The organism is Achromobacter sp. (assembly GCF_050285585.1).
GTDB lineage: Bacteria > Pseudomonadota > Gammaproteobacteria > Burkholderiales > Burkholderiaceae_B > Achromobacter.
Genome location: NZ_JBLZXF010000010.1, coordinates 35,399 through 48,163, shown reverse-complemented (window position 1 = coordinate 48,163; position 12,765 = coordinate 35,399). Strand labels below are relative to the sequence as shown.

The 12,765-nt window shown below is 65.2% G+C and carries 13 protein-coding genes; 2 read left to right on the top strand and 11 right to left on the bottom strand.

Features of this window, described 5'->3' with window-relative positions:
- Nucleotides 1-2: 2 nt before the first annotated feature.
- The 5 genes from pheS to ACN6PJ_RS15600 all read right to left on the bottom strand — a co-directional run bounded on the left by pheS (nt 3) and on the right by ACN6PJ_RS15600 (nt 4,041).
- Nucleotides 3-1,025 carry a phenylalanine--tRNA ligase subunit alpha gene (pheS, locus tag ACN6PJ_RS15620; protein WP_427996763.1) on the bottom strand — a complete coding sequence of 341 codons (1,023 nt, stop codon included), beginning with the start codon at nt 1,023-1,025 and terminating at the stop codon, nt 3-5.
- A gap of 77 nt (nt 1,026-1,102) precedes the next feature.
- Entirely contained in the window at nt 1,103-1,462 is a 360-nt protein-coding gene (gene rplT, locus ACN6PJ_RS15615; RefSeq protein WP_006218741.1) for a 50S ribosomal protein L20, read from the bottom strand.
- A gap of 17 nt (nt 1,463-1,479) precedes the next feature.
- Nucleotides 1,480-1,677, bottom strand: a complete 198-nt coding sequence (rpmI, locus tag ACN6PJ_RS15610; protein ID WP_043545228.1) for a 50S ribosomal protein L35 — start codon at nt 1,675-1,677, stop codon at nt 1,480-1,482.
- A 401-nt stretch (nt 1,678-2,078) separates the two neighbouring features.
- On the bottom strand, nt 2,079-3,608 hold the full coding sequence (locus tag ACN6PJ_RS15605; protein WP_427996762.1) for a YifB family Mg chelatase-like AAA ATPase: 1,530 nt from the start codon (nt 3,606-3,608) through the stop codon (nt 2,079-2,081).
- Nucleotides 3,609-3,789: 181 nt separating this feature from the next.
- Nucleotides 3,790-4,041, bottom strand: coding sequence for an accessory factor UbiK family protein (locus ACN6PJ_RS15600; RefSeq protein ID WP_043545227.1), 252 nt, complete (start codon nt 4,039-4,041; stop codon nt 3,790-3,792).
- Between the two features lie 669 nt (nt 4,042-4,710).
- Between ACN6PJ_RS15600 and ACN6PJ_RS15595 the strand changes: the two genes are divergently transcribed.
- Together ACN6PJ_RS15595 and amt are read left to right on the top strand one after the other, a co-directional pair.
- Nucleotides 4,711-5,049, top strand: coding sequence for a P-II family nitrogen regulator (locus ACN6PJ_RS15595; protein ID WP_043545226.1), 339 nt, complete (start codon nt 4,711-4,713; stop codon nt 5,047-5,049).
- A gap of 32 nt (nt 5,050-5,081) precedes the next feature.
- Nucleotides 5,082-6,320 (top strand): ammonium transporter, encoded by a 1,239-nt coding sequence (gene amt, locus ACN6PJ_RS15590; protein ID WP_427996761.1) that lies wholly within the window; start codon nt 5,082-5,084, stop codon nt 6,318-6,320.
- Between the two features lie 172 nt (nt 6,321-6,492).
- On the opposite strand, the gene ptsP is transcribed toward amt, so the two are convergent.
- The 6 genes from ptsP to thrS form a co-directional block, all read right to left on the bottom strand.
- On the bottom strand, nt 6,493-8,250 hold the full coding sequence (gene ptsP / locus ACN6PJ_RS15585) for a phosphoenolpyruvate--protein phosphotransferase (RefSeq protein WP_427996760.1): 1,758 nt from the start codon (nt 8,248-8,250) through the stop codon (nt 6,493-6,495).
- 58 nt (nt 8,251-8,308) lie between these two features.
- Nucleotides 8,309-8,578 carry an HPr family phosphocarrier protein gene (locus tag ACN6PJ_RS15580; RefSeq protein WP_043545224.1) on the bottom strand — a complete coding sequence of 90 codons (270 nt, stop codon included), beginning with the start codon at nt 8,576-8,578 and terminating at the stop codon, nt 8,309-8,311.
- 114 nt (nt 8,579-8,692) lie between these two features.
- Nucleotides 8,693-9,094: a PTS sugar transporter subunit IIA gene (locus tag ACN6PJ_RS15575; protein ID WP_043545217.1), complete on the bottom strand. Its 402-nt coding sequence runs from the start codon at nt 9,092-9,094 to the stop codon at nt 8,693-8,695.
- A gap of 16 nt (nt 9,095-9,110) precedes the next feature.
- On the bottom strand, nt 9,111-10,079 hold the full coding sequence (gshB, locus tag ACN6PJ_RS15570; protein WP_427996759.1) for a glutathione synthase: 969 nt from the start codon (nt 10,077-10,079) through the stop codon (nt 9,111-9,113).
- A gap of 154 nt (nt 10,080-10,233) precedes the next feature.
- Nucleotides 10,234-10,785: a translation initiation factor IF-3 gene (gene infC / locus ACN6PJ_RS15565; RefSeq protein ID WP_076410237.1), complete on the bottom strand. Its 552-nt coding sequence runs from the start codon at nt 10,783-10,785 to the stop codon at nt 10,234-10,236.
- Nucleotides 10,786-10,805: 20 nt separating this feature from the next.
- Nucleotides 10,806-12,758, bottom strand: a complete 1,953-nt coding sequence (gene thrS, locus ACN6PJ_RS15560; protein WP_043545215.1) for a threonine--tRNA ligase — start codon at nt 12,756-12,758, stop codon at nt 10,806-10,808.
- Nucleotides 12,759-12,765: the final 7 nt, after the last annotated feature.

Sequence of the window (12,765 nt, the reverse complement as noted above, 5' to 3'; positions counted from 1 at the left end):
GGTTATTCGTTGAACTGGCGCAGGAAGCGCAAATCGCCTTCGTAGAACTGGCGCAGATCGTTGACGCCGTAGCGCAACATGGTCAGGCGCTCAAGCCCGGAACCGAAGGCGAAGCCGATGTAGCGCTCGGGATCGAGACCGAAGTTGCCCACCACTTGCGGGTGCACCTGGCCCGAGCCGGAGATCTCCAGCCAGCGGCCGCGGTTCGGCCCCGAGGTGAACATCATGTCGATCTCGGCCGACGGTTCCGTGAACGGGAAGAACGACGGGCGGAAACGCACGACGAGATCGTCGCTTTCAAAGAAGCAACGCAGGAAATCGGTGTACACGCCCTTCAGGTCGGCGAACGAAATGTCCTCGGCGATCCAGAGCCCTTCCACCTGGTGGAACATGGGCGAGTGCGTGGCGTCGCTGTCGACGCGGTAGGTGCGCCCCGGCGCGATGACCTTGATGGGCGGCTTGTGCATGCGGGCATAACGCACCTGCATGGGGCTGGTGTGCGTGCGCAGCAGCAGCGGCAGGCCGTCCGCGTCGTTCATGTCGACGTAGAACGTATCCTGCATGGACCGCGCCGGGTGATCCAGGGGATTGTTCAGCGCGGTGAAATTGGTCCAGTCGTTTTCCACTTCGGGGCCGTCGGCCACATCGAAGCCGATGGAACGGAAGATCTCTTCCACGCGTTCCCAGGTGCGGATCACGGGATGGATGCCGCCAGGCACGCGGCCTCGGCCCGGGAGGGTGACGTCAATGGTTTCGGATGCCAGCCGGGCATCCAGTTCCGCCTGCGCCAGCGCGGCGCGGCGCAAATTCAGGAGCTCTTCGACCTTCTGCTTGGCCTGATTGATCCGGGCGCCCATCTCGCGCTTCTGCTCGGGATCGAGCTTGCCCAGGGCCTTCAGCAGCACCGTCAGCGCGCCTTCCTTGCCCAGGAACCGAGCCTTTGCGTTTTCCAGCGCGGCGGCGTCGGGAGCCGCGGCGAACCGTTCTTGCGCCTGGGAGACCAGGTCGTCAACCGTTTGAGTCATGAAATCCAGCCTTCAAAACGCAAACGGGGCCATTACAGCCCCGTTTGCAGCGATGCGCGATGAGTTAAAGCGCGCGATCAGGCAGCCAAGGCAGCCTTGGCTTGCTGCACGATGGCGGCGAAGCCGGCCTTGTCGCGCACGGCCAGATCGGCCAGGACCTTGCGGTCGAGTTCGATCGAAGCCTTCTTCAGGCCAGCGATGAACACGCTGTAGCTGACGCCATGCTCACGGACGGCCGCGTTGATACGCGTGATCCACAGAGCGCGGAACGTGCGCTTCTTGTTGCGGCGGTCGCGGTAGGCGTATTGGCCAGCGCGCATGACTGCTTGCTTGGCAATACGGAACACATTACCGCGGCGGCCACGGTAACCCTTGGCGGCGGCAATGACTTTCTTGTGACGTGCGCGGGCAGTTACGCCGCGTTTGACGCGAGGCATAGTAGATCTCCCTTAGATCAAGCGAAAGGCATCATGGCCTTGACGGAGGCCACGTTGGAGTCATGGACCGCCGTGGAACCGCGCAGTTGGCGCTTGTTCTTGGTGGTCTTCTTGGTCAGGATGTGACGCTTGAACGCCTGACCACGCTTGATGGAGCCGCTGCCGCGAACCTTAAAGCGCTTGGAGGCGCTTTTCTTGGTTTTCATCTTGGGCATGTTGATTCCCTAAACTAAAACACGCATTGTTGATTTATATGACGCCAGGTGCTTGACGCGCATACGGCCGATGAAGCCCTATGCCGCGGCAAAACTTGTCTACCTGTTGCCACTTCTGGGGTACTGCTGGGGGTACTGCTGGGGGTACTGCTGGGGGTACTGCTGGGGGTACTGCTAAATTTACTGCTTGGCTTACCGCCAAAGGCGCGGCCGAGGCCTTCACCCCAAGGCCTTCACCCGAGCCGGCGTTGCTGCCGGCCCTGCCCGCCTCATTCTTCCCGGCAGGCAAATGTAGCCCAGACCCGGGAAAGCCTTTGATTATATGGTGATTTCCCGTAGTTTGTCGAGCGAAGGGCTGGACGGGCCCGGCAGGGTCCAGCGCGCGGAAGCGGGCCGCGCGATCATACCCCCGCCCGCCGGTACTGCACCGCCTGGGCGACGTGGCGCGCGGCCAGGATGTCCTCGCCGTCGAGATCGGCGATGCTGCGGGCGACCCGCAATGCCCGGTGCAGGGCCCGGCCCGATCCCGCCAGCCGCCGCATGGCCTGCGACAGCAGGGCCCGGGCCTCGCCATCCATGCGGCAATGCTCGTCCAGTTCGGCGCCCGCCAGCGCGGCGTTCGGCTTGCCCTGGCGGGCCATCTGGCGCTGGCGGCAATCCGCCACGCGTTCGCGCACGGGGCCCGATGGCTCGCCGGGCGGACCGGACATCCAATCGGGGTCGGATGGAGGCAGGCTCACGTGCAGATCGATACGGTCCAGCAAGGGGCCTGATATCTTGCCAACGTAGCGCGCCACCTGGTCCGGCGTGCAGGCGCAAGCCCTGGCCGGATGCCCGCGCCAGCCGCAAGGACATGGATTCATGGCGGCCACCAACTGGAAGCGGGCGGGAAACTGCGCCGTATGCAGCGCCCGGGCGATGACCACCCTGCCCGCCTCCAGCGGCTCGCGCAGGGCTTCCAGCGTGCGGCGGTTGAATTCGGGCAGTTCATCCAGGAACAGCACGCCCCGGTGCGCCAGGCTGATCTCGCCCGGGCGTGGGCGGCTGCCGCCGCCCACGAGCGCCGCCACCGAAGCGGAATGGTGCGGCGCCCGGAATGGCGGCTGCTCTCCCAGGGCATCGGGCATGCCCGCCAGGGCAGCCAAGGCCGCGGCCTCCAGGGCCTCGCTCCGCGCCAGGGGCGGCAACAGGCCGGGCAGGCGCGCGGCCAGCATGCTTTTGCCCGCCCCGGGGGGGCCGATCATCAGCAGGCTGTGCCCTCCGGCCGCGGCGACTTCCAGCGCCCGCCGCGCGCCGGCCTGCCCGCGCACGTCCGACAGGCACGGGGCGGGCGCAGCCACGGGCCAGGGCCGGGGGATGGCGTCAGGCAAGCGGCAAGCGCCAGCCGCATGCGCCGCCACGTCGGCCAGGCTGCGCGCCGACAATACCCGCAGGCCCGGCACCCAGGCGGCCTGCTCGGCGCTGCCGGCCGGCAGGATGAGCGTGGCGCCCGGCGCCTCGCGCGCGACGCTCAACGCGATGACCAGCGGCGCGGCGACGGGCACCAGCGCTCCCGTCAGCGAAAGCTCGCCGGCCAGCACCAGGTCCGCCAGAGCGGGGGCCGGCGCCCGGGCATCCGGAACGCCATCGCCGGAGGAAGCCCCCAACTGGCCGGAAGCCAGCAGCAGGCCCAGGGCGATCGGCAGGTCGAAGCGGCCGGATTCCTTGGGCATGTCGGCAGGCGAAAGATTGACGGTGATACGCCCGGGCGGAAACTCGAACCCGCTGTTCTGAATGGCCGCGCGCACGCGTTCTCGACTTTCCCGCACCTCGACGTCCGGCAAGCCCACCACGTTGAAACTGGGCAGACCGGGCCCCAGGTGCGTTTCCACGCGCACCGCGTGGGCATCCAGGCCGCTGAGGGCCCGGCTGGCAAGCACGGCTAGCGTCAAGGCGTTCTCCATGGATGGACGGAAAGCGCCAGTATCCGCAAAGACGGGGAGGCGCGCGCCCCCGGCAGAGACAAAACCATCGCGCCCTAGCGCGGCGGCAGGGGCGCCCGTCCGCAAAAACGGCCGCTCGACGCGGCCGCAGGAATGCTGCCCAGCCCGGCCGCTGCGCAGCCGGCGGCGCCTATTTGTCCAAGGCGGATAGGCGGGATTCCAGTTGCTGCACCTGGGCGGCCAATTGATCCACGCGGGCCCGGGTGCGGGCCAGCAGATCGGCCTGAACGTCGAACTCCTCGCGCGTCACGAGGTCCAGCTTGGAGAACGCCTGCGTCATCATCGCGCGCACATTGCGCTCCACGTCCGCGGCCGGACTGCGGGCGATCAGGTCGGAGAGGTTCTTCTGGATGTCTTCCATCCACTGGGTGCGATTGTTCATGACTGCCTCACTGTGTGCTTGATGCCCCAAGTGTAGTGCGTCGGAACGCCCCTTCCGGAAAGCCGGGCAAAAAAAAAGGGCGGGCCGCATGCGGTGACCGCCCTTCAAAGCACAGGAGAAAACCGGGCTGCCATGGCGGCAACCCCCTACCAACATCAATACTTCAATACGCACCTGACCGCTGGCCGCGGTCCCAGCCGATCACCGATCGGCATGAACTGTTGTCGATTCTTCTTCAGCCGACGATAGGTAACAAGCTAATGGGTGTAAACCCTCGTATCAGGCGAACGGCCTCGCGCTCGCCGTTCCGCGGCCCGCCGACGAGCCTGCGGACCTTCCCCGCATTCGTCCAAGAGCCATGTGCCGCAAGGCTTGGCGGCTAGCCGCAGATTTCTCCGCGGCTGGCAAATTAGGGGCATATGCAGATATGAATCGCAATATAAGCCGCATCAATTCGCAACACATAACGAGCGCAAAACATATTTGGTTTCATCTGCAAGACCCACGCCGCGCGCACCAAATTGAAGCCGGCCCCGGATGCATGCCGCACCATGCTGGTGCGGGCGCGCACGAATTGCGGGCGTTTTCCCTTTCCTTCCAGCGCGGCTCCACATGGCATGGAATTTGCTTGATACCGAGTGCCAACGTGCAACCATGAGAGGAAATGCCATGAAACTCATCATCGCCATCATCAAGCCCTTCAAGCTCGACGAAGTGCGGGTGGCTCTATCCGGAATCGGCGTCCAGGGCCTGACCGTCACCGAAGTCAAGGGATTCGGCCGCCAGAAGGGCCACACCGAGCTGTACCGCGGCGCGGAATACGCCGTCGACTTCCTGCCCAAGCTGCGCGTCGAGGCCGCCGTGCCGGACCACCTCGTCGATCAGGTCATCGAGGCAATCGAAATGGCCGCTCGCACCGGCAAGATCGGCGACGGCAAGATCTTTGCCGCCCCCCTGGAACAAGTCATCCGGATCAGAACAGGCGAAGCCGGCGAAGCGGCGCTCTGAACGAATAGAAAAAGACTCATTGGAGCCTGAAAATGGATAAAGCGGATATTTCCTGGTTGCTCGTCTCTACCCTGCTCGTATTGATGATGGCCGTGCCTGGCCTGGCGATGTTCTATGGCGGCCTGGTACGCAGCAAGAACGTGCTTTCCGTGCTGCTGCAAGTGTTGTGCACGTTCGTGCTGGGCCTGGTTCTCTGGTTCATCTACGGATACTCCCTCGCGTTCACCGAGGGCAACGCCTTCTTTGGCGGCCTGTCGCGCGCCTTCTTCTCGGGGATCTTCAATCCGGCCGATGGCTCGTACGCCATGTCGAACTCCCTGACGGAACTGCTCTTCGCGTCGTTCCAGGCCACCTTCGCCGGCATCACGTGCGCGCTGATCGTCGGCAGCTTCGCCGAACGCGCGCGCTTCTCGGCGGTGCTGGTGTTCACCGTGATCTGGTTCACATTCGCCTACGTGCCGATCGCGCACATGGTGTGGTTCGCGTCGGAAACGGCGCCCGGCCTGCTCAACGCCAAGGGCGCGCTGGACTTCGCCGGCGGCACCGTGGTGCACATCAACGCGGGCGTGGCCGGCCTGGTGGGCGCCTATGTGGTCGGCAAGCGCGTGGGCTACGGCCGCGAAGCGATGCAGCCGCACAACCTGCCCATGACGTTCGTCGGCGCCGCCCTGCTGTGGGTGGGCTGGTTCGGCTTCAACGCGGGCTCGGCGCTGGCGGCCAATGAAAACGCCACCCTGGCCTTCTTCAACACCATGATCGCCACCGCGGGCGCGGTCCTGGCCTGGCTGTTCACCGAGTGGGCCGTCAAGGGCAAGCCCTCGATGCTGGGCGCCGCCTCCGGCGCCGTCGCCGGCCTGGTCGGCATCACTCCCGGAGCCGGCCTGGTCGGCCCGGTTGGCGCCCTGGTCATCGGCGTGGTCGCGGGCGCGATCTGCGTCTGGGGCGTGAACGGCCTGAAGCGCCTGCTGCGCGCCGACGATGCGTTGGACGTGTTCGGCGTGCACGGCGTAGGCGGCATCGTCGGCGCGCTGCTGACCGGCGTGTTCAATGCACAGGTCCTGGGCGGCCCCGGCCTGGCCGAACCGGGCATGATCGGCCATCAGCTTTGGGTTCAGCTGGAAGGCGTGCTGCTGACCATCGTCTGGTCCGGCGTGGTCGCCTGGATCGCGTACAAGATCGCCAACGCCCTGTGCGGCATGCGCGTGCCGGAAGACCAGGAACGCGAAGGCCTGGACGTCACCAGCCACGGCGAATCGGCCTATCATAGTTAGGCCCACCCCCGAGGCGCTTTGCGCCTCCCCCTCAAGGGGGCGCGGCGAATGGACCGGCTAAGCCGGATCCATCGCCGCCTCGATCGGGTCGGCAGCAATTGCTAGATTGCGGAATGGCAAAAGCCCGGACCTTGCGGTTCCGGGCTTTTCTTCGAGTGGGGCGAAGCCGTTCTTAGCCCGGGCCCAGGGCGTCCAGATCGACCGGCAAGGCGCGGTTCAGGGCCGCGGCCACCTTGACGCGCAGGGCATTGGAATGCGCGCGGCGCACTTCGCGCTTCACGTCCAGCAACTGCTGCGGGTGCATGGAGAACTCGGTGAGGCCCAGGCCCAGCAGCAATCGCGTCATGCGCGAATCGCCCGCCATCTCCCCGCACACCGCGACCGGCTTGCCGGCCCGCTCGCCCGCGTTGATGGTGTGGGCGACCAGGCGCAGCACCGCCGGGTGCAGCGGGTCGTACAGGGCGGCCACGTCGTGGTCCCCACGGTCGATCGCCAGCGTGTACTGGATCAGGTCGTTGGTGCCGATGGAAAGGAAGTCCAGCGCCTGCGCGAAGGGCTCGATGGCGATGGCGATGGCGGGCACCTCGACCATGGCGCCCACTTCCATGTGCGGCGCATAGGCCTGGCCGCGGGCGTCGAGTTCGCTCCGGGCGGATTCGATGGCCGCCTTGGTCGCCACGACCTCGTGCATGTGGGCGATCATCGGAATCAGCAGGCGCACGGGCCCATGGGCCGACGCCCGCAGGATGGCGCGCAGCTGGGTTGCGAACATTTCCGGGCGCGCCAGGCAATAGCGGATGGCGCGCTGGCCCAGGGCGGGGTTGGTGGCCACGGTGGCCTCGCCGTCCAGGGTCTTGTCCGAGCCGATGTCGAGCGTCCGTATCGTGACGGGCCGGCCGGCCATCACCTTCACGACGGACGAATAGGCTTCGTACTGCTCTTCCTCGCCCGGCAGGTCCGGCCTCCCCATGAACAGGAACTCGCTGCGGAACAGCCCGATGCCATGCGCGCCGGAAGCCAGCGCCAGCGCGGCCTCCTCCGGCAGCTCGATATTCGCGTGCAGCACGATGTCGATGCCGTCCAGCGTGACGGACGGTTCGTCGCGCAGCAAGCCGAGTTCGGCGCGCTCGTCCGCATAGGCGGCCTGGCGGCGGCGGTACTCTTGCAGGATGCGGTCGGAAGGGTTCACGATCACCGCGCCGGCGGCGCCGTCGATGATCAGCATGTCCCCGTCGCGGACCAGTTCGCGCACGTTGCCCATGGCCACGACCGCGGGCACGCCCATGCTGCGCGCCACGATCGCGGTATGAGAGGTGGGGCCTCCCAGATCGGTCACGAAGGCCGCGAAACGCCCCCCGCGCAGCCGCAGCATGTCGGCGGGCGAGATATCGTGGGCCACGACCACCAGCGCGTCGTCGCCGCCCATGTGGGACATGTCGGGCAGGATCGCCGACGAGCCCGCCAGCACGTGCAGCACCCGTTCGATGACCTGGCGCACGTCGGCGCCGCGCTCGCGCAGGTACTCGTCCTCCATCGCGTCGAACTGCTGCCCCAGGATCTGCCCCTGCGTGGTCAGCGCCCATTCGGCGTTGTAGTGGCGCTCGGCGATCAGAGCCAGCGTCTGCTCGGCCAGCAACGGATCGCCCAGCAGCAGGCCGTGCACGTTCAACATGGCGCCCAGCTCGCGCGGCGCATCGGCAGGCAAGGTATCGGCCAGTTGCTGCAATTCCTGCTGCGCCGCCGCCAGGGCCTCGGTCAGCCGGCTGCTTTCGGCCGGCACATCCTCTGGCGAGATGCGGTAGTGGGCGACTTCCAGCGCCGCGGCGCCCATGACGACGGCCCGCCCGATGGCATATCCCTTGGCGACGCCTTTGCCATAAAGGCACACGACGGGACTGGCAGAGCCAGCCCCGTCGTGTGCGGTGTCCATAAGGGTCGTAGACGTGCCGGCCTGGGCTGCGCTCAGGCCGGCCGATTCAGAAGACGTTCTATTCCTGCTCACCGAATTTGCTGTCGAACAGAGTTTCAATTTCCGAAAGGGCTTGCTCGGCATCATTGCCCGAAGCCTCCAGCCTGACCGTCACGCCCAGCCCGGCCGCCAGCATCATGACGCCCATGATGCTCTTGGCATTTACGCGCTGCGCGCCACGCGAGATGAAGATCTCGCTGGAGAATTTGCTGGCCAGTTGCGTCAACTTGGCGGCCGCCCGGGCGTGCAGGCCCAGTTTATTGCTGATGACGATGTCTGTATTAGGCATAGGAAATATTATGACCGCGGCTGGAGCGCCGCGGGTGTGGATTGCAGCAAAACGCCGATCCGCTTCATCGGCGTAAAAAATACCTGCCGACATCATAGGGCAAATTCCGGCCCGTCAGTCTACACGCAAGACGCCCTGCACTCCGCCGGCCAAGGCCTTTTCACGGGTTTCGGCCAAAGGCAGGCCGCGGTAGGTCAAGGCCCTCAGCAGCATCGGGGTATTCAGCCCGGCCAGCACGCAGCATTGGATGCCCTGGGCCTGGGCGTCGGCGACGGCCCGCTTCGCGATATTGGCAGGCGTGGCGCCGATCAGGTCGGTCAGCACCAGCACCCCGCCACCGTGCTCCTGTTCGAGGATGTCCTTCAGGACGTCCGGCGCCAGGTCGTCGGGCCGGTCTTCCGGCTGGATATCGTGAATGGCCAGCATGCCGTCAAGGTTGCCCATGACGTGGCTGGCGCATTCGCGCATCGCCGCGCCCAGGGGCGCGTGCACGACGATGACAATACCCGTGGTCATGGCGGAATCCTGGCGCTCAGGCCGCGGCTTTGTCCGCCACGGCTTTTTCCAGCGCCGAGACGAACATGCCCGCGACATCGAAGCCGGTCTGTTCTGCGATTTCCACGAAACAGGTGGGGCTGGTGACGTTGACTTCGGTTACGTAGTCGCCGATGACGTCCAAACCGACCAGCAACAGGCCGCGCGCGGCGAACTTGGGCGCCACGGCCTCGGCGATCTCCCTGTCGCGCGGCGACAGTTCCTGGGCCACGCCGCGCCCGCCGGCCGCCAGGTTGCCGCGGGTTTCGCCGGCCAGCGGAATGCGGGCCAGCGAATACGGCACGGGCTCGCCGCCGATCAGCAGGATGCGTTTGTCGCCCTTGACGATGTCGGGGATGAAGCGCTGCGCCATGATGGTGCGCGCGCCGTTGTCCGTCAGCGTCTCGAGGATGGCGTTCAGGTTCGGATCCTTGGGCTGGAGCCGGAACACGCCGGTGCCTCCCATGCCGTCCAGCGGCTTCACGATGACGTCGTGGTGCGCGTCGTGGAAGGCCTTCAGGCGGGCCATATTGCGGGTCACGAGCGTAGGCGCCGTGAATTCGCTGATTTCGGTGATGGCCAGTTTTTCGGGATGGTTGCGGATCGCGGCGCCGCCATTGAATACCCGGGCGCCCTGCGCCTCGGCGTATTCGAGGAGATGCGTCGAATACACGTATTCCATGTCGAACGGCGGGTCCTTGCGCATGACCACCGCGCCGAAATCCGCCAGCGGCAGATCCTGGGCGGCGGATTCGCGCCACCAGTCGTGGCCGTGCAGATCGGCGTCCGCGACCAGTTCGATGGGCGTGGCGACGGCCTTGACCACGCCGGCCTCGATGTAGAGATCGCCCTGCATGGCCACGCTGAGCGTATGGCCGCGCGCCACGAGGGCACGCATCATGGCGACTGAGCTGTCCTTGTACGCCTTAAGCAGCGGCAAGGGATCCAAAACGAACAAAACGTGCATCGCGACACCCTGAACGGACGCCGCCTTCCCTCGCGGGAAGGCGGCTTTGTGACATCGTAGCGCAGAGCCGCCCAATAAGCGAACCCGCCGGTCCACGGAGCGGACGGCGGGTCGAACGAGCGGCCAGGCCTCCCGGGGAGGCCCAGGCTGGAGCTCAGGCCGCCGATTCGGGCTTGCCTGCGGGCGCAGCCTTCTTCTTGGGCGCCAGCACCATGACCATCTGACGGCCTTCGAGCTTAGGCATGGCTTCGACCTGGGCAAGTTCCAGCAGATCGTCGCGCACACGTTCAAGCACCCGCATGCCGAGTTCCTGGTGCGCCATTTCACGGCCGCGGAAACGCAGCGTCACCTTGGCCTTGTCGCCTTCCTCGAGGAAGCGGCGCAGGTTGCGCAGCTTGACCTGGTAGTCGCCCTCGTCGGTGGCCGGACGGAACTTGACTTCCTTGACCTGGATGACCTTTTGCTTGGAACGAGCTTCGGCTTGACGCTTCTGCTCTTGGTACTTGAATTTGCCGTAGTCCATCAAACGGCAGACCGGCGGCTCGGCGTTCGGCGCGATTTCCACCAGATCCACGTCGTTTTGCTCGGAAAGACGGAAGGCGTCGGCAATCTTGACGATGCCCAGCTGTTCTCCGTCCAGACCTATCAGGCGCACCTCGGGGACGCGGATTTCACCGTTGATGCGATTGGCTTTTTCAGTGGCGATGTTGAAAGCTCCTAGAAATGTTAAGCAGCGCTGCTATCGGGTTGATTGACGTCGCGACGGGTGGAAACGTCCTCGGCCAATCGCGCGACGAACTCGTCGATGGCGATGGCGCCGAGGTCCAGACCCCCCAGTCCGCGTACGGCGACGGTGCCGTTTTGCTTTTCCTTGTCGCCGACGACCAGGATGTACGGCACCTTTTGCAGGCTGTGCTCCCGAATTTTACGAGTGATTTTTTCACCGCGCAAATCGGACTCCACTCTAAAGCCTTGTTTTTTCAGGCTTTGCGTGATTTCAGCCGCATAATCGGCGGAAGGTTCGGAAATGCAGCATACGACAGCCTGCACGGGAGCGAGCCAAGGAGGCATCGCGCCGGCGTGGTTTTCGATCAGCATGCCGATGAAACGCTCCAGCGAACCCAGGATCGCCCGGTGCAGCATGACCGGCGGGCGGCGCTGGTCGTTCTGGTCCACGTACTCGGCGCCAAGGCGCACCGGCATGGAGAAATCGACCTGGATCGTGCCGCATTGCCAGTGGCGCCCGATGGCGTCCTTCAGCGTGTACTCCACCTTGGGACCGTAGAACGCGCCCTCGCCCGGCGAGATTTCGAATTCGCAACCGGTGCGGCGCAGGCTCTCCATCAGGGCCTGTTCGGCCGTATCCCAGACTTCGTCCGATCCGATGCGCTTTTCGGGACGCGTGGCGACCTTGTAGAGCACCTCGGTAAAACCGAAATCGCGATAGACCTTCTGCAGCAGGGCCGTGAAATCGGCGCACTCGTCCTGGAGCTGGTCTTCGGTACAGAAAATGTGGCCGTCGTCCTGCGTGAAGCCGCGCACGCGCATCATGCCGTGCAGCGAACCCGAGGGCTCGTTGCGGTGGCATTGGCCGAATTCGCCATAGCGCAGGGGCAGTTCCCGATAGGAATGCAGGCCCGCGTTGAAGATCTGCACGTGGCCCGGGCAGTTCATCGGCTTCAGGCCGTAGACGCGGTTTTCGGACTCGGTCGTGAACATGTTTTCACGGTAGTTGTCCCAATGGCCGGTCTTCTTCCAGAGCGAAATATCGAGGATCTGCGGCGCCTTCACTTCCTGGTAGCCGTTGTCGCGATAGACGGAGCGCATGTACTGCTCCACCTGCTGCCACAGCGTCCAGCCCTTGGGGTGCCAGAAAATCAGGCCCGGGGCTTCGTCCTGGAAATGGAACAGGTCGAGTTCGCGGCCAATCTTGCGGTGGTCGCGGCGTTCGGCCTCTTCCAGCATGTGCAGATAGGCCTCCTGCTCTTCTTTGGTGGCCCAGGCGGTGCCGTAGATGCGCTGTAGCATCTCGTTCTTGCTGTCGCCGCGCCAGTAGGCGCCGGCCACCTTCATCAGCTTGAAGACCTTCAGCTTGCCCGTGGAGGGCACGTGCGGGCCCCGGCACAGATCGATGAAATCGCCTTCACGATACAGGCTGAGCGTCTCGTTCGACGGGATCGAGGCGATGATTTCGGCCTTGTACTTTTCGCCGATGCCTTTGAAGAATTCGACGGCGTCGTCGCGCGACCACTCTTCGCGCGTGACGACTTCGTCCTTCTTGGCCAGTTCGGCCATTTTCTTCTCGATGGCGGCGAGGTCCTCGGGCGTGAACGGGCGCTTGTACGAAAAGTCGTAATAGAAGCCGTTGTCGATCACCGGGCCGATGGTTACCTGGGCATCCGGAAACAATTCCTTGACGGCATACGCCAGCAGGTGGGCCGTGGAGTGCCGGATCAGATCCAGCCCGTCCGCGTCCTTGGCGGTCACGATGGACAGGCGCGCATCGCCCTCGATGCGGAAACTGGTGTCAACCAGCCGGGATTCCGCGCCCTCGAATGTGACGCGCCCGCCCAGGGCGGCCTTCGCCAAGCCCGTGCCGATCGATTGCGCCACTTCGGCAACCGTTACCGGCCCCGGAAATTGGCGCTGCGAACCATCGGGCAATGTGATCTGTACCATCGGGAAT